The following is a 22,746-nucleotide window of genomic DNA, read 5'->3' as shown; positions in this document are numbered from 1 at the left end:
TGAAGGCTGAACGCAAGCGGCTGAAGGAGTCATGTGCTCATCCAGCCGCTCGGCGTTCAGCCTCCAGCGACAGAAATATCAACCAACCCGGTAGTTGGGCGCTTCCTTGGTGATCTGCACGTCATGCACGTGCGACTCCGCCATGCCGGCCCCGGTGATGCGTACGAACTGCGGGCGGGTGCGCATATCGTCGATGGTCGCGCTGCCGGTGTAGCCCATGGAGGCACGCAGGCCGCCCATCAGCTGGTGGATGATCGCAGCCAGCGAACCCTTGTACGGCACACGCCCTTCGATGCCCTCGGGGACGAGTTTCTCGGCACCCGCGGCGGAATCCTGGAAGTAGCGGTCGGACGAGCCCTGGGCCTGGGACATTGCGCCAAGCGAGCCCATGCCACGGTAGGCTTTATAGGAGCGGCCCTGGAAGAGCTCAATCTCGCCCGGGGCTTCTTCGGTACCGGCAAACATAGAGCCCATCATCACGGCATTGGCGCCGGCGACGATGGCCTTGGACAGGTCACCGGAGAAACGGATACCGCCGTCGGCGATCATCGGCACGCCGGTGCCTTCGAGCGCAGCGGAGACGTTAGCAATGGCAGAGATCTGCGGCACGCCGACACCGGCGACAATGCGGGTGGTGCAGATCGAGCCCGGACCGATGCCGACCTTGACCGCGTCGGCGCCGGCCTTGACCAGGTCAAGCGCGGCTTCGGCGGTGGCAATGTTGCCGCCAATGACCTGTACCTGTGGGAAGTTGTCCTTCACCCAGCGCACGCGATCGAGTACGCCGCGCGAATGGCCGTGAGCGGTATCGACGACGATCACGTCAACGCCGGCTGCTGCCAGTGCTTCGACGCGCTCGGCGGTATCAGCACCTGTGCCGACCGCAGCACCGACACGCAACCGACCCTGATCGTCCTTCGACGCCAGTGGGTAGGTCTTGGCTTTTTCGATATCACGGAAGGTGACCAGGCCACGCAGGTGGAAATTGCTGTCGACGACCAGCATCTTCTCGATGCGGTGCTCATGGAGCTTGGCTTTGATTTGCTCGAGACCAGTGCCTTCCTGAACGGTGATCAGCTTTTCCTTCGGCGTCATGATCGCGGCGACCGAATCACCGACGTTCGGCGTGAAGCGCAGGTCGCGCCCGGTCACGATACCCACCAGCTCCTTGCCCGACACCACGGGGAAGCCCGAGAAGCCCAGTTCGCGCGCCTTGCGCAGCAACTCGCTGATCTTGGTTTCAGGGCTGACGGTGGCCGGATCGTGAACGATAGCCGTCTCGTGACGCTTGACCTTGCGCACCTCAGCCGCCTGCTGCTCCACGTTCATGTTCTTGTGGATGATGCCGATGCCGCCTTCCTGCGCCATGGCGATGGCCAGGCGGCCCTCGGTAACGGTATCCATCGCGGCCGAAACGAGGGGAATGTTCAGCTCGATTTCGCGGGTCAGGCGGGTCTTGAGGCTGACATCCTTCGGCAAGACCTCGGAATAACCCGGGATCAGGAGAACGTCATCGAAAGTCAGGGCTTCTTGGCTGATACGCAGCATGGCGGGGGCTCCCAGGCGGGAAAAAGGAAGCGCGGCATTATACCCACGCCGCCCCTTACGCTCAATGCGCGCGCATTAGTGTCCAGAAACACCACCGAGCGCGTCGCTGCCGAACTGACCGTTCGGTCACGCCGAAGCGACGATCAGCGACACCGCAAAACCGAGGCGCTCGGCAAACTCCTCGATAAAGGTGGGCTTGAACTCCGCGTCGCCCCAGCCGTTAAAGATGAAGCCCAGGTTGGAAAAACCGCAGGCCGGGATGAAGAGAAACCCGTTGATGTCGTCCTCGAAACCGCATTCAGGGCAGATGAAATTTTCCGTCTGCGCCGGCATCCATTCGTCCAGACTCTCGAACAACGCTTCCCCGATTTCCCGACGGCACTCCGGGCAGCCGGCCTCCTCGGCGAAATCGCGGGTGGGTGTATAGATGCAGCGTTTAAGCACGACTTCCAATCCATTGATCGCTTCGCCGAAGGGCAAACGGTCCGGGTGATGCACCACGCGGCGCGCTCCTGGGGCGATCGCATACCCCATTCCACCCGCGCCGCGCGCGCAAGTCGTGGGCAATGGCTCGACGATGCGGCGTTCGGCCAGCCATCGCAGGATCATGCGCGCCTTGGCTTCATGGCCCGGGAAGGTGGAGACGCGAGGGACGATGATGGCTTGGCTGTGGCCCATGAACGGCTCTGCAGGTGATGTCGTGGCCGCGCAGCTTAATGCCACGCCAGGGGAGGTCAATGCCGGCTGGTCGGTTGCAGCACCCCTCGCCCGTTTCCCTTATCATCGCCGCCATGCTCAACGATCCTTTCCAACGCCTGAATCTCGACCGCGAAGTGCTGACGGTCAGCCAGCTCAACAACCGCGCACGGTTGCTGCTGGAGGACGTGTTCGCCCAGGTCTGGGTCGAAGGCGAAATCTCCAACCTGGCCAAGCCGGCTTCCGGCCACCTGTATTTCACGCTCAAGGACAAGAACGCCCAGGTACGCTGCGCCCTGTTCCGCCAGAACGCGTTGCGCGTGCGGCAGGCGTTGCGTGACGGCCTGGCGGTCAAGGTTCGCGGCCGCGTATCGCTCTTCGAAGGCCGTGGCGATTACCAGCTGATCCTCGACAATGTCGAGCCAGCGGGCGACGGTTCCCTGCGCCTGGCGTTCGAGGCGCTGAAAGAAAAGCTCAGCGCCGAGGGTCTGTTCGACGCAGCCGGCAAGCGCGCGCTGCCCGCTCACCCGCGACGGATCGGCATTGTCAGCTCGCCCACCGGCGCGGTGATCCGCGACATCATCACCGTGTTCCGCCGCCGCGCACCGCATGTCGCGCTGACGCTGGTCCCTACCCCGGTACAGGGCCGCGACGCGACGGTGCAGATCGTCCGTGCGCTGGAACTGGCCGATCGTGGCGGTTTCGATGCATTGATTCTCGCCCGCGGTGGTGGCTCGCTGGAGGATCTTTGGTGCTTCAACGAAGAGGTCGTAGCGCGCGCGGTGGCCGCCTGCGAGACGCCCATAGTCTGCGCGGTTGGCCACGAGACGGACGTGTCCATCGCCGATTTCGTCGCCGATGTGCGCGCCCCAACCCCCTCGGCCGCCGCCGAACTGCTAGCACCCAGTAGCGCCGACGTGCGCCAGCGCCTCGAAGGCCTGCGCCAGCGGTTGCTGCTGCGGATGCATGACCGCTTGCATCGCGACGGGGCCCGCCTCGACAGCCTGACGCGACGTCTGCGTCATCCCGGCGAACGCCTCCAGCAACAAGCCCAGCGGATCGACGACCTCGAACAGCGCCTGTTGCGCGGCATTGACCGCCGCCTCTGTGCCGGACAGGAGCGTTTTGCACGCTTGGACACCCGGCTGAATGCGCAACATCCAGGGCGTAACCTCACGCTCCTGAAACAGCGCCTCGAGCATCTGTCCGGGCGGCTGCCCCGCGCCATGCAGGACCGGCTCAAGGGTCAGCGGCACCAGCTCCAGGCAGCAGTGCAAACACTCAATGTAGTCAGCCCGCTCGCCACGCTGTCACGCGGCTACAGCATCCTGCTCGACGAGCGAGGCCAGGCGATTCGCAGCGCCAAGCAGACCCAACCCGGCCAGCGGCTCAAGGCACGCCTGGGTGAAGGCGAACTGGACGTGCGGGTCGAGGACAACCACCTCGTACCCGTGACCCTGCCGCTGCTCTGAGGCACCTTGGAGGCCCACCGCGCTGTGAGCCGCGCCTCCCCGCCTCTTTCGCTGGCTGGAGGTTTACGCGAGGATGGGCCATTTCTCCAGACGGATCCCCGCATGCTTCGCGCCTTCGCCTTGCTGATTACCCTCCTGCTTGCCCTTCCCGCCCATGCCGAGGGCTTCCTCACTCGCTTGCTGAACAAACCCGTGCCGGGCGGCGTCGCGGTCGTCGACCTGGGCGATGCAGCCAGTGCTCCACGTGCCCGGTACGATGGCAAGCCGGTACTGGTGATCCGTGAAGACGGCCAGCGCTGGATCGCGATCGTCGGCATTCCCCTCTCGACCAAGGCCGTTGAGCAGACGCTCGACGTCGACGGCCAGCCCCGCCCGTTCCGCGTCTCGCCCCGCACCTATCGAGAACAACGCATCACCCTTAAAAATCAGCGCCAGGTTGATCCCAACCCCGACGATCTCAAGCGCATCGAGCGCGAACTGAACGAGCAGACACGCGCTTACCGAGCATTCAGCGCGCGCCAGCCCAGCAATCTGCTATTCGACAAGCCGGTCGACGGCCCGCTGTCCTCGCCGTTCGGGCTGCGCCGCTTTTTCAACGGCCAGGAGCGCAACCCGCATTCGGGGCTCGACTTTGCCGTGCCGGCCGGCACACCGATCAAGGCGCCCGCCGCCGGCACGGTCATCCTGACCGGCGATTACTTCTTCAATGGCAAGACAGTATTCGTCGACCACGGCCAGGGATTGATCAGCATGTTCTGTCATCTGTCCAAGGTAGAGGTGCAGGTCGGCGACGCGCTCGACCGGGGCGCAGTGCTCGGCCGGGTCGGCTCGACCGGTCGCGCGACCGGCCCGCACCTGCACTGGAACGTCAGCCTCAACGATTCGCGCGTCGACCCGTCTATCTTCATTGGCGCATTCAAACCCTGAGGAGCCGCCATGCTCATCCACCCGCAGCAATCCACCCTGCTCATCGTCGATATCCAAGAGCGGCTGTTTCCCGCTATCGAGGGCGGCGCCACGCTGGCTGACCACAGTGCCTGGCTGATCCAGGTCGCGCAGCGCGTCGGCGTGCCGGTGCTGCTGACCGAGCAATACAGCAAGGGCCTTGGTCCGACGCTCGCCTCGCTGCGCGACGGCATTGCCGAAGACGCGATCATTGAGAAGCTGCATTTCTCGGCGGCCCGCGACGGCGAGCTGTTCAAACGGCCCGGCGGCGAGCGGCAGCAGTTCGTGATCAGCGGTATCGAGACCCATATCTGCGTGCTGCAAACGACGCTCGACCTTCTCGCTCGCGGCAACCAGGTGTTCATCGTCGAGGAGGCCGTCGGCTCCCGGCGCGCCACTGACAAGGCGCTCGGGCTCGCGCGCATGCAACAGGCTGGCGCGCAGATCGTGTCGCGCGAAATGGTCGCCTTCGAATGGATGGAACAGGCCGGCACGGACCTGTTCCGCTCGATCAGCCGCGAATTCATACGCTGACCGCTACCCAATGACGGAGTCATACCGATGCAGGACGAACTGAGCAGTTCAATGGATTGGCTCAGGGCCCATCCCGAGCTCCAGACACTCGTCGCCAGCGCGGCGTTGTTGTTTGCCGCCTGGCTGGCCAACTGGGTGGTCAAGCGCATCCTCGTGCGCGGCCTATACAAGGTGCTGCGCAGCTCGCGGGATGCGCAATTGCAGGACTTTGGCATCATCCGCCGCCTGTCGAACATCGTTCCGGCCTTGGTGCTCTCGGTCGGGGTCAACGCGGTGCCCGGCCTGCCTGAAGCGGCCGTCACCGTGGTGCGCAATGTGTGTAGCGGCTTTATCGTCCTGACGATCGCGCTCGCCCTGGGCGCGCTGCTGGACATCATCAACCTGATGTACCAGCGCCGTGCCGATGCTCACGTCCATCCGATCAAGGGCTACCTGCAGGTCATCAAGATCGCCATTTATGCGATTGCGACGATCCTCATCATCGCCACACTGATCGACCGCTCGCCGCTGATCCTGCTGTCCGGCCTCGGCGCGATGGCGGCGGTGCTGCTGTTGATCTTCCAGGACACTATCCTCTCGCTCGTTGCCAGCGTGCAGATCTCCTCGAACGACATCATCCGCGTCGGCGACTGGATCGAGATGCCGCAACTCAACGCCGACGGCGACGTGATCGACATCGCGCTGCATACCGTGAAGGTGCAGAACTGGGACAAGACCATCACCAATATCCCGACCAAGCGCTTTATCAGCGACTCGTTCAAGAACTGGCGCGGCATGCAGGAAAGCGGCGGCCGGCGCATCAAGCGCTGCCTCTACCTGGATCAGCAGAGCGTGCATTTCCTGAGCACGGACGAGTGCGAGCGCCTGCACCGCTTCAACCTGCTCGACGACTACCTCACCGAGAAACGCCGCGAGATCGACGAGTGGAACGCCAAGCTAGAAGAGCGCGGCAAGGAGCCGGTCAATACTCGGCGCATCACCAACATCGGCAGCTTCCGCGCTTACGTGGAGCGCTATCTGCGCAGCCACGGCGGCATTCATCAGTCCATGACGCTGATCGTCCGCCAACTGAGCCCGACGGCAGATGGCCTGCCGTTGGAGATCTACTGCTTCACCAATACGGTGCAGTGGGTGAAGTACGAGAGCATCCAATCGGACATCTTCGACCATCTGCTGGCGATCCTGCCGGAGTTCGGCTTGCGCGTCTTCCAGCACCCGAGCGGCGCGGACATGCGCGACTGGCGCGCCACGTCTGGGCAACCCGGCGAAGTGACGAGAGCCGCGCAAGCGGGCGCGCCGGACGGCACCAGCCCACCCTAAAAGCCGTCTGGCGCTGCGGCGCGCTGCCGGTCGACGCGGCCGGCTTGGCCAACCGGCAAGCCGGAGCAGCAAAACGCCCTGCCCCGGCTTATGGCGCTGCTGGTCAGAAGCTCATGTCGACACGAGCCCAGTAGGTGCGGCCCGGCTCGTTGATGCGCTCGTCCGCCGCCATGCCGATTCCGGCATTGCCGGCAAGGTTCAGATGCTCGCTGTAGGCCTTGCCGAGCAGGTTGTCGATGCCAGTGCTCAGCTTGAGATGACGGTTCAGGCGATAGGCGCCGTTGAGCGAGAACACCCCGAAACCTGCGCTCTCATCGAAGTCCCGACTGACCACGTTGCCCTTCCCTTCGGCCACCCGGGTCTGCGCCGCGACCAGCCGCCACAGGCCCGCCGCGCTCCAGTCGCCGCGCTCGTAACCCAGCCCCAGGCGCCCTTCCAGCGGCGGCATCTGCGGCAGCGCTTGGCCATCGGAACTGTTCTTGCCCCAGGCATAGGCCAGGCTGGCATCGGTTTTCCAGTTCGAATTCAGGCGGTAGGTGGCGCCGAGTTCGCCGCCCATGATGCGCGCGTCGACATTGCCGGCGCTAGAGGTCGACATGCCCATCATGTTGGTCCCGTAGCTGAACAGGATGAAGTCCCGCACCTGCCCCACATACGCCGAGGCCCAGGCATCGAGCGGGCCCTGGCTGTACTGCAGGCCGACATCGAGTTGGGTGGTCTTTTCCGGTTTCACGTTGGCAAAGGCATTGGCACCGCCTGAGAACAGCTCCCAGTAGTCGGGGAAGCGCTGGGTGTGGCCCAGGCCGACGTAGGCCGTTGCCGGAAGCGAACGCAGGTTTTGCTCATAGCGCAGGAAGCCGCTCGGCAGGTTGTCGCTGCGACTGTCACCCGCCGAGGGGCCGCTGCTGCGGTAGTCCTGCGTGGTCGCGTGATCCAGGCGCGCGCCGCCGATGAGGCGACTATCATCGTTCAGCGAACGGGTCAGTTCGCCGAACACGCCGTAATCGTGGAAGTCCGCGTCCTTGTCCCAGGCGAAACGGTCATGCGCCGTGAAGTCGCCGGTCATCATGTCGTAGCGGGAACTGCGCTTGCGGTGCTCGTTGCGCTGCGCATCGACCCCGGACACCAGGGTGTAGTCGTCCCACTGCCAGGTCGCGGCCAACCGGCCGCCCAGGGTGCGCCGGTCGACGTTGGCCGCCATGGGGTTGGCCATCATGCCGGTACCCGAAGGCGTGCGCAGACTGAAGTTGTCCATGACGTGGTCGGCATAGTTGTAGTAGACGCGCGCCTCGATCTTCTGCAGCACCTCGCCAAGGTTGGACCGCTCGAACCGCAGCGCCGCGCTCTCGCGCTTGAACTGGCTGCCGTCCATGCCGCGTCCGGCATAACGCGCTTCACCGTCACCGCGGCCCACGGTCAGCTCGAGCAACGTGTCGTCGTCGGGCGTCCAGCCCAGCGCGACGTCGCTGTTCCACTTGGCATAGCGCGACGGGACGGTATCGCCGTTGCCATCGGCGTAGTCATCGGCCTGCGAACTGTTGGCCATCAGCCGCGCGTAGCCTTGGGCATTGCCGGCGGCCGCATCGAGGTTACGGTCGAAGCGTCCGTTCGAAGCCGTCAGCACGCTGCCATTGAGGCGGTAGTCCGGCTCGCTGAACTGCTCCGGCTCACGCTCGAAGAGCACCGTGGCAGCCGACGCGCCGGGGCCCCAGAGCACCGTCTGTGGCCCCTTGATGACCGTCAGTTTGTCGTAGGTGTCCGGGCTGATGTACGAGCTGGGCGAGTCCATGCGGCTCGGGCAAGCGCCAAGCATCTCGCCGCCGTTGGACAGCAACTTCAGGCGCGAGCCGAACATGCCACGAAACACCGGATCGCCGTTGACGCCGCCGTTACGCACCGCCGAGAAGCCGGGGATGGTCTTCAGGTAATCGGCACCGTCGCTGGCCGGCATCGGCTGGCGCGGAACCTTCGGATCGGTGACCACGGTGAGCGGCGATTGCTGCGCGACACCAGTGATGACCATGGGCGCCAGCTCATACGTCGCGCCAGCGTCGGCATGCGCGGCGTGGTCCTGCGGATCGGTAGGTTCGGCCGCGAGCGCCGTGCCGGCCAGCACGGCCAGCAAGGCGCCATGGGCCAGCTGCCAGCGACGGCAGCCAGGACGAAGAGCAAAAGTAACGGACAGGCGCGAGCGCGCCGTGCAACCACGAGTGTGCCTGGACATAGGTTTTCCATATCTGCGTTGACTTGTCAGGCCGCGTGCAGGCGGCCCGGAGCATCAGCCAGGCAGTACGGGTGGCGCGCGCGGGTATCCGCTGCTGCTGCGCCGGGTCGGGGGCAGAGGCTTCGCAGGCAGTGCATGGACGGGGACAGGACGCAGCAGCGGCAAGGCTAGCTGCAACGACAGTGTCAGCGGCGGATTGAGCGTCAGCAGCTCGCAATAGCCGCAGAATTTCAGCGCGCTCAGCCATGCGGGGGCACTGACCCCGCGGCCGCCGTGGTGGTCCATGGCGGTAGAAGCCGCCTGCCCTAGCTCATCATGCAGGTGCACATGCGCACTGGCGTTGGATGTCTGCGCAGCGGTGGCCTGCAGGGCGGAGTACAAGGGGCCGACATGAATCATCAGCATGGCGAACAAGCCAAGCCAGATGCTCGATGTCGAAAGCCCTTTGCGTGTCACGACTGCATTCCTGTTTCAGACAAGCTCCAGCGGAGCGGCAGGATCATCGCACGCCCATTCGACCCATCGATGCGACATGAGGCCGCAAGCCAGGCGGCAAGCGAACGCCCAACCAGCCACCCTTTCCAACCATTTATTGCTTTCAAAAAGAATAATTGGTGATTTATTCCAATTTTAAAACTGTTCTTGCAATAGATCCCGGAGACCAACTAGGTTTGCACCATCAACGATGCTGTACGCGAGAGCCGCCCCCTCTCGCCCACGCCACCGACGGAGAAACACCATGACCATGCTCAAGAATCCCTCGACGAAATATCGCGCTTTTCCGGCGATCAACATTGCGGATCGGACCTGGCCATCGAAAACCATCACGCAGGCACCGATCTGGCTGAGCTCCGATCTGCGCGACGGCAACCAGTCGCTGATCGAGCCGATGGATGCCGGCAAGAAAATGCGTTTCTTCAAGACACTGGTGCAGATCGGCCTCAAGGAGATCGAGGTGGGCTTCCCGTCGGCGTCGCAGACCGATTTCGATTTCGTCCGTGAACTGATCGAGGGCGGTCATATTCCCGACGACGTGACCATCCAGGTACTGACCCAGGCCCGCGAGGACCTGATCACCCGTACCTTCGAATCGCTTAAGGGCGCCAAGCGGGCCATCGTCCACTATTACAACGCGACCGCGCCGAGCTTCCGCCGCATCGTCTTCAACCAGGACAGGGCCGGTGTGGTGAACATCGCCGTGAGCGCGGCGAAGGTCATCAAGCGTCTGGCCGAGGCAGCGCCTGAAACCGATTGGCGCTTCGAGTATTCGCCCGAGGTGTTCAGCTCGACCGAGACCGACTTTGCCGTCGAGGTGTGCAACGCCGTGATCGAGGTGTTCCAGCCGACGCCTGCGCAGAAGCTGATTCTCAACCTGCCGGCGACGATCGAAGCGGCGACGCCGAACATCTACGCCGATCAGATCGAGTACTTCGGTCGCCATGTAAACAAGCGCGACAGCGTGCTGATCAGCCTGCACACCCATAACGACCGCGGCACCGGTGTCGCCGCCACCGAGCTGGGCCTGATGGCGGGTGCCGATCGCGTCGAAGGCTGCCTGTTCGGCAACGGCGAACGCACCGGCAACGTCGACCTGGTGACCGTGGCGCTGAACCTCTACACCCAGGGTGTCGATCCGCAACTGGACTTCTCCGATATCGACGCCGTGCGCAAGGTGGTCGAGGAATGCAACCAGCTGCCGGTGCATCCGCGCCATCCCTATGTCGGCGACCTGGTCCACACCGCCTTCTCCGGCTCGCACCAGGACGCGATCCGCAAGGGTTTCAGCCAGCAGGACCCGAACGGCATGTGGGAAGTGCCCTATCTGCCAATCGACCCGGCCGACATCGGCCGCAGCTACGAAGCGGTGATTCGTGTCAACAGCCAGTCCGGCAAGGGTGGCATCACCTACCTGCTCGAGCAGGAATACGGCATCAGCCTGCCACGGCGCATGCAGATCGAGTTCAGCCAGGTGGTGCAACGCGAAACCGATCGCCTCGGCCTGGAAATGAGTGCCAAGCAGATCTATGCATTGCTGGAAAGCGAGTACTTGCAGGCTACCGCCCCCTACACGTTGAAGAGCCATCGCTTGCAGGAGGAGAACGGCACCAGCGCCGTCGATGTGGAGGTGTCCAGCGAGGGCGAGATCATGCGCTGGCGCGGCATCGGCAAGGGCCCGCTGGAGGCGCTGGTTGCGGGCTTGCCGGTCAAGCTGGAGATCATGGATTACCACGAGCATTCGATCGGCGCCGGCAGCAACGCCCGCGCGGCCGCCTATATCGAGGTCCGCCTGGACGGCGAGCGACCGCTGCATGGAATCGGCATCGACGAAAACATCACGACAGCCAGCATTCGCGCGCTGTTTAGCGCCTTGAACCGGGCATCTCGCGAAGCGCAGAGCAAGGCGGCCTGACGCGACCACCTAACCCGGGGCGCATTCGCGCCTCGGGATGGCTGCACGACCTCTTCCCCCTTTCGCACCGAGCCGGTATGGTCGCCGCCCCGTCATGAGGAGTCGGCATGCGCTACCTGGTTCTCGTCACCCTGCTCTGGGCCTATTCCTTTAACCTGATCGGCGCCTACCTTGCCGGCCAGGTCGACAGCTACTTCGCCGTTCTCACCCGCGTGCTGCTCGCCAGCGCCGTGTTCCTGCCCTTGACACGCTGGCGTGGTGTGGCGCCCGGTTTCATCGCCGGTGTCACGCTGGTTGGCGCGCTGCAATTCGGCGTGACCTACCTGTGCCTCTACCTCAGTTTCAACGTGTTGACCGTCGCCGAAGTGCTGCTGTTCACGGTGTTGACGCCCCTGCACGTGACGCTCATCGACGACGCGATCAACCGCCGCTTCAACCCGTGGGCACTGGTGGCCGCCGCCGTGGCGGTGCTTGGCGCAGCGATCATCCGCTACGACGGTATCACCGAGGACTTCCTAGGCGGCTTCCTGCTCATGCAGCTGGCGAACTTTACCTTCGCTGCCGGCCAGGTCGGCTATAAGCATCTGGCCCAGCGCTATCCTTCGGACATTCCGCTTTACCGCCGCTTCGGTTATTTCTTCCTCGGGGCACTGGTCATCGTGCTGCCGGCATGGTTGCTGTTCGGCAATCCAGACAAATTACCGAGTACCCCGGCCCAATGGGGCGTATTGATCTGGATGGGCGTGTTGGCGACGGCGCTGGGCCAGTTCTGCTGGAACAAGGGGGCCACGCTGGTCGACGCCGGGACCCTTGCGGTCATGAACAACATGGCCGTACCGGTTGGCCTGATTCTCAACCTGGTCATCTGGGGCACCGAAACCAATCTGTTGCTGTTGGCCATTGGTGGAGTAATTATCCTGGCCTCGCTGCGGATCAATCGGCTGGGCTTGGAGCAGGCCAGGTGATATCAGTAACTTATTGTTATCTATGAAGATTCAGCCAGATCAGTAAGATAGCGCGCCCCGCATGGATGCGATTCTCAGCCTGTCGTCGAGAACACCATGCGCCTGCTCAGCCTGCTTCTGCTCGCCTTGCTTTTACCCGTCCAGACCCACGCCGAGGCGCCACGCACGTTTCGCGAAGCGAAGAAGATCGCCTCGCGGATCTATGCCGAACGCCCCGTCGACTTCTATTGCCGCTGTCAGTTCAAGGGCAGCCGCATCGACCTCGCCAGCTGTGGCTACCAACCCCGAAAACAGCCCAGGCGCGCCGCGCGGGTCGAATGGGAGCACATCGTCCCGGCTTGGGTGATCGGCCACCAGCGACAATGCTGGCAACAGGGCGGCCGCAAGCAATGCACCTCTCGCGATCCGGTATTCAGCCAGGCGGAAGCCGACCTGCACAATCTCGTGCCCGTCGTCGGAGAAGTGAACGGCGATCGCAGCAACTACGGTTTCGGCATGCTCAGCGAAAAGCCGACCCAGTACGGGGCATGCCCGTTCGTGGTGAACTTCAAACAACGCACCGCCATGCCGCCGGCTTACAGCCGCGGCGTGATCGCCCGGGTTTACCTGTACATGAGCGAGCGCTATCACCTGCGCCTGTCGAAGCAAGACCGACGGCTCTACGACCTATGGAACAGGCAGTATCCGGTCGACGAATGGGAACGCTGGCGAAACCGTAGCGTGGCTTGCGCGCAGGGCAACGCCAACCGCTATGTTGGCCAGGTCGACCTGCAGCGCTGCCCTCGCCTGCTCTCTCGCCATGGCGACGCAGAACGAACATTCGGGAGGCCGGGCTAGGTCGTTGCGCCGGCCAGGCGCGCATTGCATGCTCTGCTGCATCCGGGAGGCCTGACATGCACGATAAAACGCTCTACGCGACGCTCTCAACCGGGGTTCTGCTGGCCCTTGTCTGCTCCGGCATCGCGCCTTATGACCGCGCCACCTGGCTACTCGAAGTTGCACCCGTGCTGATTGCCGCCCCGCTGCTCGTTTGGAGCTACGGTCGTTTGCCGCTGACGCGGCTGTTGTATGGGGTGATCGCCATTCATGCGTTGGTCCTGATTCTCGGTGGCGCCTACACCTACGCCCGGGTGCCGCCGGGCTTCTGGGTCCAGGATTGGCTGGACCTGGAGCGCAACCCCTACGACAAGCTTGGCCACTTCATCCAGGGCGTTACCCCTGCGCTGCTGGCCCGGGAGATCCTGCTACGCCTCGGCGTCGTCAGGCCAGGGCGGATGCTCGGTTTCCTCGCCATCTGCGTGGCCTTGGGATTCAGCGCCTTCTACGAACTCATCGAGTGGTGGGTGGCGTTGCTGGCCGGCCAAGGTGCAGAGGATTTTCTCGGAACGCAGGGCGACCCCTGGGACACCCAGTCGGACATGTTCATGGCGTTGCTTGGTGCGCTGTTCGCGGTAGGCCTGCTGGCCCGCCGGCAAGACCGCCAGATCAGCGCCTTCAACCCGCCCAGTTCGAGGGAATGACGTCATGCTCTACCGGATTGCCGCGGATGCGGTACTGCTAGTGCACCTGGCATTCATTCTGTTCGTGTTGCTTGGCGGCCTGTTGGTCGCCTGGAAGCGGGGCTGGATTGTGCTGCATCTCCCCGCTGCGGCCTGGGGCGTCTATGTCGAGCTCACTGGCCGCCTATGCCCACTGACCGGCCTGGAAAATCAGCTACGCCGGCTCGCGGGCGAGGCCGGGTACGAGGCTGGTTTCATCGAGCATCACCTGCTGCCGCTCATCTACCCCGACTGGCTGAGCGTACCTGTGCAGTACGCGCTGGCGGCTATCGTCGTGCTGACCAACGCCTCGATCTACGGCATGCTGATGTGGCGTCACAAGCAAAGCCGGGCCGCCCGTCGCTGACTCGCCGCGCTCAATACTTCAGCTCAAACGCATCGCCATCGCGATAAGCCGGGAACTTGCTGCGAAACCTTGCGAGGTTGCCAGCACTTAGCGTTATCCGGAACACGCCGTCCGCATCGCCAGCTTCCAGCAGCGGATCGCCCAAATAGTCGAGCACCTGGCTATCACCGCTGTATGGGTAGCCTTTACCGTCTTCCCCGACCCGATTCACCGCCGCCACGAAACACAGGTTCTCGATGGCACGCGCCGGCAGCAACCGGTTCCAGGCACTGCGCCGCGCGGCGGGCCAGTTTGCCGTGTAGAGCAGCAGGTCGGTGTCGTGCGCGTCGCGGCTCCATACCGGGAAGCGCAGGTCGTAACAGATCAACGGACGCACATGCCAGCCGTTCAGTTCGAACAGCACGCGTTCGCTGCCGGCAGTGTAGTGCTCGTGCTCGCCAGCCATGCGGAACAAGTGGCGCTTGTCGTAATGAGCGATTTGGCCATCAGGGCGCGCCCAGAGTAACCGGTTGCGGTGCGTGCCGTCCGCCGCCTCGATGATGACGCTACCCGTGACCACCGCCTTCATCCGCGCCGCATGCTCGCGCAGCCACGCATAGGTCGGCCCTTCCTCGGGCTCGGCCAATTCTGCGGCGCTCATCGAAAAAGCGGTGGTGAACATCTCGGGAAGCACGATCAGATCGGCGCCGCGCGCCTCGTCGAGCAAGCCGATGAACTGCTCCCGGTTGGCCTGGGCATCCTGCCAGACGAGGCTCGTCTGGATGAGCGCCAGCTCAAGATCGGGTAGGGTTGTCAAATCGCGCATAGTCGTTCCGCTGCCTGGCGCAGCGTCTCCTCTCGTTTTGCAAAGCAGAAGCGAACCAGTCGCAGGCCTTCCGGCGGCGTCTGGTAGAACACTGAGATCGGAATCGTCGCGACGCCATGCTCCCGGGTCAACCATTCGGACATCGAGACGTCATCGAGATCGGGGCGAATCGACGAATAGTCAGCCAGCTGGAAATAGGTGCCAGCCGCCCGGTTGAAGCTGAATCGCGAGCCGGCGAGCAGGTCGCAGAACAGATCACGCTTGGCCTCGTAGAAGCCCGGCAACTCGTCGAGATGCTCCGGGTGGGCTGCCATGAAATCCGCCAGCGCCCACTGCAGCGGCGTTACGCCGGTAAAGCTGACGTATTGGTGCACCTTGCGCAGCTCGTTGCCGAGCGCAGGCGGCGCGATGACGTAGCCGGTCTTCCAGCCGGTGACGTGGTAGGTCTTGCCGAACGAGCTGACCACGAAGGCGCGCTCGTACAGCTCGTCGTGACGCAGCACGCTGGCATGCTCACGGCCGTCGAACACCAGATGTTCGTACACCTCGTCGCTGAGCACGTAGATGTCACGGTCGCGAATCAGCGTCGCCAGGCGGTCAAGATCCGCCCGCTCGATCAGAGTCCCACTGGGATTGTGCGGCGTGTTCAGCACGATCATGCGCGTACGCGGGTTGATCGCATCAGCCAGCTTCTGCCAGTCGATCGAGAAGCCTGGCAGGCTCAGCGCTTGATGCACGCACACACCTCCAGCCAGCTCGACGGAGGGCTCGTAGCTGTCATAGCAGGGATCGAACACGATCACTTCGTCGCCCGGCCGGACGACCGCGTGGATTGCGCAAAAGATCGCCTGGGTAGCGCCGGGCGTAATGGTGACATCGGTATCGGCACTGACTTGCCGACCGTAGCGTGCCGCGACCTTGCTGGCCACCTGCTCGCGTAACGCTGGCAGGCCGGTCATGGGGGCGTACTGGTTGTGCCCGGCCATGACATGGTGGGCCACGGCCTCGCGTAACGCATCCGGGCCGTCAAAATCAGGGAAGCCCTGCGACAGGTTCAGCGCACCCGTCTGAGCCGCCAGCTGCGACATGGTGGTGAAGATGGTAGTGCCGACATGGGGCAATTTACTGATGAGCATGGCCGCCTTCCAACTGGCCTGCCGCACGGGCTACGGCAGGGTCCGACAGAATAGCCGATGCAGGCGGCCCGATACGAGGCCGTCCGGGCAACGCGGCTGGGCTGCTACAGTTGAGCGACACGACAGCCCTACGACTTCCGCTTCGGATAAGGATCAGGCATGCCCAGCGACACCCATCCGACCCTCTGGCAAGCGCTACACGCCCAAGCCGGGCAGGCACAGCAAAAGGAACCGGCCTTGCATGGACTACTCCAACAGGCCGTCCTGGCTCACTCCAACCTGGGCGACGCACTCGCGGAAAACATCGGCCGTGCGCTGGCTGACAACGACGCGCAGGCCGTCGCCCTTCGCGACCGCTTCACCACCCTTCACCGCGCCGCCCCACAACTGGCCGAACAGGGTTGGCGCGATCTGGAGGCGATCGTCAACCGCGACCCGGCCTACGAGAACTTGCTCGAAGCCTTCCTCTTCTCCAAAGGCTACCTGGCGCTTCAGGCCTATCGCGTCGGCCATCAATTACTGCAGCAGGACGAACGCCTGCTCGCGCTCTTCATACAGTCGCGCTGCAACCAGCGCCTGGGCATCGACATCAATCCAGCCAGCCGCATCGGCAGCGGCATCATGCTCGACCACGGCACTGGGATCGTCATCGGCGAAACCGCGCAGGTCGGCGACGATGTCTCGATTCTGCAGGGCGTGACGCTGGGCGGAACCGGTAAGGAAAGCGGCGACCGGCACCCGAAGGTGCGCAGCGGCGTGATGATCGGGGCGGGGGCGAAGATTCTAGGCAACATCGAGATCGGCGAAGGCGCCAAGGTGGGTGCCGGCAGTATCGTGCTGCATGCGGTAGCGCCGCATACCACCGTGGTCGGCAACCCCGCTCGCCAGGTCGGCAAACCCAGGCACCCACGACCGGCCCTGGACATGGACCAGTCGTTCGACGAAGGCTGAAGCGTCAGCGCTTTTTGTCGCGACGCTTCTTCTCAGCCTTCTTATGGTGCGACATGAGGCGCCGCTTTTTGTTGACCTGGCGGTCGGTCAGGGTGTTCTTCTTCCCCTCGTAAGGGTTTTCCCCGCCCTTGTACTCGATCCGGATCGGTGTGCCGACCAACTTGAGCACACGCCGGTAGGTGTTCTCCAGGTAGCGCGTGTAAGACTTCGGCACCGCTTCGACCTGATTGCCGTGGATCACGATCAGCGGCGGGTTAGCGCCCCCAAGGTGGGCGTAGCGCAGCTTGATTCGACGGCCAGACACCATAGGCGGCGCATGCTCGCGAACCGAATCCTCGAGAATCTGCGTTAAACGGCTGGTCGGCCAGCGAGTGACAGCGGACCTGAAGGCCGCCTGAACGGATTGGTAGAGGTTACCCACGCCCGTGCCATGCTTGGCCGAGATGAAATGAATATCGGCGAAATCAACGAAGAACAGCCGGCGCTCCAGCTCGGTCTTGACGTAGTCGCGCTCGCTGGGCTCCATGCCATCCCACTTGTTCAGCGCGATCACCAGGGCACGCCCGCTTTCCAGCACGAAGCCGAGCAGGTTCAGGTCATGCTCGACCACGCCTTCGCGCGCATCCATCACGAAGATGACCACGTTCGAATCCTGGATCGCCTGCAACGTCTTGACCACCGAAAACTTCTCGACGGCCTCGAAGATCTTGCCGCGACGGCGCACCCCAGCGGTGTCGATCAGCGTGTACTTTTCCTCATCGCGCTCGAAGGGAATATAGATACTGTCGCGCGTCGTGCCGGCCTGGTCATAGACGATCACCCGCTCCTCGCCCAGCATGCGATTGACCAACGTGGACTTGCCGACATTAGGGCGCCCGATGATGGCGATTTTGATCCCGTCCTTCTCGCTCGGGCCCGGAATCCGCTTCGGCTCCTGGCCTTCCTCGAGAGCAACGACCTCATCCGACTCGCCGTCCTCCAGCGTCTCGACGTTGTCGCGCGGAAAGGCCCCCAGCGCGCGCTCAAGCATGTAGTTGATGCCGCGGCCGTGGGCAGCGGCGATCGGCAGCGCGTCACCGAGCCCGAGTGGGCTGAACTCAGCCCGGGCCAAGTCGGGATCGATGCTGTCGACCTTGTTCACCACCAGGAAGTACTGCTTGTTCATCTTGCGCAGATGTTCGGCGATCATCTGGTCGCCTGGTGTCATTCCGGCGCGCGCATCGACCATGAACATCACCGCGTCGGCTTCCTGCATCGCCTGCAGCGATTGTTCGGCCATCTTCGCGTCGATGCCCTGCTCATCACCGGTGAGGCCCCCGGTATCGATAACGATATAGGTGCGGCCCTGCCACTTTGCCTCGCCATACTGACGATCTCGGGTCAGGCCGGCGTACTCGGCGACGATGGCGTCACGGCTCTTGGTCAGGCGGTTGAACAGCGTCGACTTGCCGACGTTGGGGCGGCCCACCAGGGCGATTACGGGAACCATACGGCTCTCCACTGCGTTATTTCAGAAAACACGAAGGCCGCTGCAGGGCAGCGGCCGGATATCGTTGCCCCGCCAAGGCGAGGCACCGTGCGAACGAGGGGCTCAGTCCGCCTGGCGAATGGTCAGCGCGACGAGCTTGCCACCGTTGCCGAATGCGTACAGCCAGTCGCCTTCGACGACCGGACTGACACGGACGCCATCACTGTCGATACGGGTACGCGCCACGAAACGGCCGTCGACCTGACTCAGCAAGTGCAGATAGCCTTCCTTGTCGCCAACCGCAACGTAGCTCGAAAACACGGCCGGTCCGGAGAGGCCGCGACGGGCCAGCGAGTCGTTGCTCCACAGTACGGTCGTGGATCGCTCATCAATCCCCAGAACGGTGCCTTCGGCCTGGCTCACGTAAACACTACCGTAGCCCAGCGCGACGCCCGATGAAGTCGAAGCATCACGCTGCCAAAGGACACGACCGCTTTCCAGGTCCAGCGCCGCTGCGCGTCCCTGAAAGCTCGCCACATAAAGCGTGCCCCCCGAAAGCAGCAGGCCGCCATCGATGTCCACGACGCGCTCGAGTTCGGAACGCCCCTGCGGTATGGCGATACGCTGCTCCCATACAGGCAGACCACGGCCAGTATCCAGCGCGACAACCTTACCGCTGGACAGGCCGGCCACCGCGAGCTGATTGGTCAGCAAGGGCGCACCGGTTCCCCGAAGCGTGAGGACTGCCGGCGAGCTTTCGTAGCTCCAGCGTTGCGTCCCGGTGTCTATTTCCAAGGCAAGGACGCGGTCGTCCTGGGTCTGAACGACCACTACGTCGCCATTCACAGCCGGTGCAGACAGCACCTCGCTGCCGACGCGGCTGCGCCAGCGCTCTTCACCATTGGATACGTCGAGTGCAATGACCTCGCCACGCAGCGTACCCACCAGCACCAGCCCGTAGCCGACGCCGACGCCACCGGAAACGGGCACCTCGAGCTCCTGCTTCCAGTTCACCTTGCCGGTGTGACGATCCATCGCGACGACCAGGCCCTCGTTATCGGCAGCGAAGATTTCGTCGCCATACACGGCCGGAACCAGCAGATTATAGGTTTCGCCTTGTCCGTCACCGATCGAGCGGCTCCACTCGGTTTTCAGTTCGACTTCCTGATCGAACTTCACCAATTCGGCAGGCTCGGGTTCTTTCGTATCGTTGCTACTGCAACCGGCAGCCAATATGGCCATCGACAATAGCGCGGCAGTTTTCCAACGCATCAATTCACGCCTCTCCACGAGCCAGGTCGTCCAGTTTCAGCTGAAGTCCGCCAATGGCGGCATCCTGCGACAGTGCCTCCTTGGCCTTGGTATAGGCGGCATGGGCCTCATCGTTGCGGCCCAGCTGCACGAGCAGATCACCGCGTAACTCTTCGCGACTGGCAGCGAAAGCCTTGGGCGCTTCACCATCGAGCAAGCCCAAAGCCGCCTCGGCTTTGTCCTGCGCAGCCATCACCCTTGCCAGGCGCTGGCGCGCTAGTTCGCCGAGCGTCTTGTCGGCCGGTTTGTCGATGACGGCCTGCAGCTCGGTCGCTGCTTCGTCCAGGCGCCCGCTCTCAACCGCCACCTTGGCAACGAATAGGCTGCCGTACTGCGCATAGTGAGTACCGGCAAACTCGTTCTTCAGCACATTGCCAAGACGCGACACTTCGGCCGTATCCACTTCACCTTCTTCCAGCACCGCGTTAAGTAGCTGCTGATAGACAGCTGAGGCGTTCTGCGCCTGGGTGAGCTGGCGCTTCTGCCAGAATTGCCAACCGAACACCAGGATCAACGCCACGACGGCACCAAGCAGCAGCGGCTTGCCGTTACGCTGCCACCAATCCTTGATTGCCGCCAATTGTTCTTCTTCTGAGCCCGAGGTCACTCCGTTACTCCTTTCGATTCGCGATTTTCAGGCCTGCCGGTCATGCCATGCAGGCAGCCAGGCGCGCTGCAAGAGCGTCCCAGCCAATGCTTTGTTGCTCGGTGTCGTCGCGCAGCGGCTTGAAACCTACCACGCGCTCGGCCAACTCGTCCTCACCGAGGATCAGCGCAACGCGCGCCCCGCTCTTGTCGGCCTTCTTGAACTGACTCTTGAAGCTTCCGGCGCCGGCATTGACCAGCAGCCGCAAGCCAGGCAACTCGTCTCGAAGCCGCTCGGCCAGCGCCAGGCCCGCGAGCTCAGCGGCCTCGCCGAACGCACAGATATATGCATGCGCGGGGCGATTCAGCTCGGCGGGAACCAGCGCCAGTGTCTCGAGCAGCAGTACCAGCCGCTCGATGCCCATCGCGAACCCTACGCCAGGTGTCGGTTTACCACCAAACTGGGTCACCAGTCCGTCGTAACGGCCCCCGGCACAGACGGTGCCTTGTGCACCCAGCTTGTCCGTGACCCACTCGAACACGGTACGACCGTAATAGTCCAGCCCGCGGACCAGCTTCGGATTGATCTCGTAGGCGATACCCGCCGCGTCCAGCCGAGCCTTGAGCCCCTCGAAGTGAAGGCGGGATTCCTCGTCCAGGTAGTCATGAAGGGTGGGAGCGTCAGCGAGCAATGCCTGGGTCTGGGCATTCTTGCTGTCGAGAATGCGCAGCGGATTTGTCGTCAGGCGGCGCTGGCTGTCCTCGTCAAGCTGGTCGAAGCGCTGCTGCAGATAAGCGACCAGCGCCTCGCGATAGCGGGCCCGCGCCTCGCTGGAACCGAGACTGTTGAGCTGCAACGTTACCGCGTCGGCAAAGCCGAGGCGCTTCCACAGCCGAGCAGTCAACACGATCAGTTCGGCATCAATGTCAGGACCGGGCTGGTTGAAGACCTCAACCCCGATCTGGTGGAACTGGCGATAGCGCCCCTTTTGTGGCTTCTCATAGCGAAACATTGGGCCGCTGTACCACAGCTTTTGCACCTGGCCGCCACCAGTCATGCCATGTTCAAGAACCGCACGAACACAACCGGCAGTGCCTTCTGGACGCAAGGTCAGCGATTCCTCGTTGCGGTCCAGGAAGGTGTACATCTCTTTATCCACGACATCGGTGCCTTCGCCGATGCCGCGTGCGAACAGATCGGTGAATTCCAGGATCGGCAGGCGAATCTCACTGTAGCCATAGGCATCGAGCAGTTCGGCGAAGGTCGTTTCGAGGTAGCGCCAAACCGGCGTTTGCTGCGGCAGAATGTCGTTCATGCCGCGGATGGCTTGCAGGGACTTGCTCAATTTCTTTCCTTATCAGCTGCGCAGGATCAACGCAGCATCGGCCTCGGTCTTTTCCGCAGCTTTGCGGCGGATCAACTGTTCCAGCTCGTCTACGAGATTCTCGTTGTTCAGTTTTTGCGCAGGTTTGCCGTCTATGTAGACCAGGTTGTTCGGCGTGCCTCCGGTCAAGCCAATGTGGGCTTCCTTGGCTTCGCCGGGGCCATTGACCACGCAGCCGATGACCGCGACGTCCATCGGCACGAGCAGATCGTCCAGGCGCCCCTCCAAATCGTTCATCGTCTTCACGACATCGAAATTCTGTCGGGAGCAGCTCGGGCAGGCGATGAAGTTGATCCCACGCGAGCGCAGCCGCAGGGACTTCAGAATATCGAACCCAACCTTGATTTCCTCGACCGGATCGGCCGCTAGCGAGATACGGATGGTGTCGCCGATCCCCTCGGCCAAGAGCATGCCCAGCCCCACGGCGGACTTGACGGTACCGGAGCGCAACCCACCGGCTTCGGTGATGCCCAGGTGTAGCGGCTGCTCGATCTTGTCGGCGAGCAACCGGTAAGCCGCTACAGCCATGAAGACGTCGGACGCCTTCACGCTGACTTTGAAATCCGGAAAATTCAGCCGATCCAGGTGCTCGACATGGCGCAGCGCGGATTCAACCAGTGCTTCCGGTGTCGGCTCGCCATATTTTTTTTGCAGATCCTTTTCCAGGGAGCCCGCATTGACACCGATACGGATCGGGATACCTCGCTCGCGGGCTGCTTCGACCACCGCACGCACGCGGTCCTCGCGACCGATGTTGCCGGGATTGATACGCAGACAGTCCACACCGAGCTCAGCCACCCGCAACGCGATCTGATAATCGAAGTGGATGTCTGCAACCAGCGGAACGCCGACACGCTGCTTGATCTTGCCAAATGCTTCGGCCGCCTCCATGGAGGGCACGGAAACGCGGACGATATCGGCACCGGCATCCTGCAAACGCTGGATCTGCGCGACAGTCGCATCGACATCGCAGGTCTCGGTGTTGGTCATGCTCTGCACGGCAATTGGCGCGTCGCCGCCAACCGGGACGTTGCCGACCCAGATCTTGCGGGACGGTCGACGTTTGATAGGAGACTCACTATGCAT

At 63.2% G+C, this 22,746-nt stretch carries 21 protein-coding genes; 10 read left to right on the top strand and 11 right to left on the bottom strand.

Annotated features, from left to right (window positions below):
* Positions 1-78: 78 nt before the first annotated feature.
* Positions 79-1,548, bottom strand: a complete 1,470-nt coding sequence (gene guaB / locus M1D78_RS06055; RefSeq protein WP_437420101.1) for an IMP dehydrogenase — start codon at positions 1,546-1,548, stop codon at positions 79-81.
* A gap of 126 nt (positions 1,549-1,674) precedes the next feature.
* Positions 1,675-2,226, bottom strand: coding sequence for a sugar ABC transporter ATPase (locus M1D78_RS06050; RefSeq protein ID WP_437420102.1), 552 nt, complete (start codon positions 2,224-2,226; stop codon positions 1,675-1,677).
* Positions 2,227-2,339: 113 nt separating this feature from the next.
* Here M1D78_RS06050 and xseA point away from each other — a divergent pair, with 113 nt between their 5' ends.
* From xseA to M1D78_RS06030, 4 genes are all read left to right on the top strand, one after another.
* Complete coding sequence (gene xseA, locus M1D78_RS06045) at positions 2,340-3,716, top strand: exodeoxyribonuclease VII large subunit (RefSeq protein ID WP_437420386.1); 1,377 nt, start codon at positions 2,340-2,342, stop codon at positions 3,714-3,716.
* Between the two features lie 102 nt (positions 3,717-3,818).
* Positions 3,819-4,643: a peptidoglycan DD-metalloendopeptidase family protein gene (locus M1D78_RS06040; RefSeq protein ID WP_437420103.1), complete on the top strand. Its 825-nt coding sequence runs from the start codon at positions 3,819-3,821 to the stop codon at positions 4,641-4,643.
* A 9-nt stretch (positions 4,644-4,652) separates the two neighbouring features.
* Complete coding sequence (locus M1D78_RS06035) at positions 4,653-5,195, top strand: hydrolase (RefSeq protein ID WP_437420104.1); 543 nt, start codon at positions 4,653-4,655, stop codon at positions 5,193-5,195.
* A 27-nt stretch (positions 5,196-5,222) separates the two neighbouring features.
* The gene (locus M1D78_RS06030) at positions 5,223-6,515 is read left to right on the top strand and encodes a mechanosensitive ion channel family protein (protein ID WP_437420105.1); all 1,293 of its coding nucleotides are present in this window, start codon (positions 5,223-5,225) and stop codon (positions 6,513-6,515) included.
* A 103-nt stretch (positions 6,516-6,618) separates the two neighbouring features.
* On the opposite strand, the gene M1D78_RS06025 is transcribed toward M1D78_RS06030, so the two are convergent.
* Both M1D78_RS06025 and M1D78_RS06020 read right to left on the bottom strand, forming a co-directional pair.
* The gene (locus tag M1D78_RS06025) at positions 6,619-8,739 is read right to left on the bottom strand and encodes a TonB-dependent copper receptor (protein WP_437420106.1); all 2,121 of its coding nucleotides are present in this window, start codon (positions 8,737-8,739) and stop codon (positions 6,619-6,621) included.
* A 54-nt stretch (positions 8,740-8,793) separates the two neighbouring features.
* On the bottom strand, positions 8,794-9,195 hold the full coding sequence (locus M1D78_RS06020) for a DUF2946 domain-containing protein (protein WP_437420107.1): 402 nt from the start codon (positions 9,193-9,195) through the stop codon (positions 8,794-8,796).
* 283 nt (positions 9,196-9,478) lie between these two features.
* Between M1D78_RS06020 and leuA the strand changes: the two genes are divergently transcribed.
* The 5 genes from leuA to M1D78_RS05995 all read left to right on the top strand — a co-directional run bounded on the left by leuA (position 9,479) and on the right by M1D78_RS05995 (position 14,019).
* Complete coding sequence (leuA, locus tag M1D78_RS06015) at positions 9,479-11,149, top strand: 2-isopropylmalate synthase (protein ID WP_437420108.1); 1,671 nt, start codon at positions 9,479-9,481, stop codon at positions 11,147-11,149.
* Positions 11,150-11,256: 107 nt separating this feature from the next.
* The gene (locus tag M1D78_RS06010) at positions 11,257-12,114 is read left to right on the top strand and encodes a carboxylate/amino acid/amine transporter (RefSeq protein WP_437420109.1); all 858 of its coding nucleotides are present in this window, start codon (positions 11,257-11,259) and stop codon (positions 12,112-12,114) included.
* 96 nt (positions 12,115-12,210) lie between these two features.
* Complete coding sequence (locus M1D78_RS06005; protein WP_437420110.1) at positions 12,211-12,951, top strand: endonuclease; 741 nt, start codon at positions 12,211-12,213, stop codon at positions 12,949-12,951.
* Between the two features lie 56 nt (positions 12,952-13,007).
* Positions 13,008-13,634, top strand: a complete 627-nt coding sequence (locus M1D78_RS06000; RefSeq protein ID WP_437420111.1) for a DUF2238 domain-containing protein — start codon at positions 13,008-13,010, stop codon at positions 13,632-13,634.
* Positions 13,635-13,638: 4 nt separating this feature from the next.
* Positions 13,639-14,019 carry a DUF2784 domain-containing protein gene (locus M1D78_RS05995; RefSeq protein ID WP_437420112.1) on the top strand — a complete coding sequence of 127 codons (381 nt, stop codon included), beginning with the start codon at positions 13,639-13,641 and terminating at the stop codon, positions 14,017-14,019.
* A 10-nt stretch (positions 14,020-14,029) separates the two neighbouring features.
* Here M1D78_RS05995 and M1D78_RS05990 read toward each other — a convergent pair whose 3' ends face one another.
* Entirely contained in the window at positions 14,030-14,824 is a 795-nt protein-coding gene (locus M1D78_RS05990; RefSeq protein ID WP_437420113.1) for an amidohydrolase, read from the bottom strand.
* Positions 14,812-15,960 (bottom strand): pyridoxal phosphate-dependent aminotransferase, encoded by a 1,149-nt coding sequence (locus M1D78_RS05985; protein WP_437420114.1) that lies wholly within the window; start codon positions 15,958-15,960, stop codon positions 14,812-14,814. Before M1D78_RS05985 ends, M1D78_RS05990 begins: the two co-directional genes overlap by 13 nt.
* 159 nt (positions 15,961-16,119) lie before the next feature.
* Between M1D78_RS05985 and cysE the strand changes: the two genes are divergently transcribed.
* Complete coding sequence (gene cysE / locus M1D78_RS05980) at positions 16,120-16,911, top strand: serine O-acetyltransferase (RefSeq protein ID WP_437420115.1); 792 nt, start codon at positions 16,120-16,122, stop codon at positions 16,909-16,911.
* 4 nt (positions 16,912-16,915) lie between these two features.
* On the opposite strand, the gene der is transcribed toward cysE, so the two are convergent.
* From der to ispG, 5 genes are all read right to left on the bottom strand, one after another.
* Positions 16,916-18,400 (bottom strand): ribosome biogenesis GTPase Der, encoded by a 1,485-nt coding sequence (der, locus tag M1D78_RS05975; RefSeq protein WP_437420116.1) that lies wholly within the window; start codon positions 18,398-18,400, stop codon positions 16,916-16,918.
* A gap of 102 nt (positions 18,401-18,502) precedes the next feature.
* Positions 18,503-19,651, bottom strand: coding sequence for an outer membrane protein assembly factor BamB (gene bamB, locus M1D78_RS05970; protein WP_437420117.1), 1,149 nt, complete (start codon positions 19,649-19,651; stop codon positions 18,503-18,505).
* A 4-nt stretch (positions 19,652-19,655) separates the two neighbouring features.
* Complete coding sequence (locus M1D78_RS05965) at positions 19,656-20,297, bottom strand: YfgM family protein (protein WP_437420118.1); 642 nt, start codon at positions 20,295-20,297, stop codon at positions 19,656-19,658.
* A 40-nt stretch (positions 20,298-20,337) separates the two neighbouring features.
* Positions 20,338-21,621 (bottom strand): histidine--tRNA ligase, encoded by a 1,284-nt coding sequence (gene hisS / locus M1D78_RS05960; RefSeq protein WP_437420119.1) that lies wholly within the window; start codon positions 21,619-21,621, stop codon positions 20,338-20,340.
* Between the two features lie 12 nt (positions 21,622-21,633).
* The gene (gene ispG / locus M1D78_RS05955) at positions 21,634-22,746 is read right to left on the bottom strand and encodes a flavodoxin-dependent (E)-4-hydroxy-3-methylbut-2-enyl-diphosphate synthase (RefSeq protein WP_437420120.1); all 1,113 of its coding nucleotides are present in this window, start codon (positions 22,744-22,746) and stop codon (positions 21,634-21,636) included.

The sequence above is a fragment of the Pseudomonas sp. SA195 genome, from assembly GCF_054131565.1.
The sequence above is the reverse complement of the archived record's forward strand: the minus strand, read 5'-3'. Positions and strand labels throughout refer to the sequence as shown.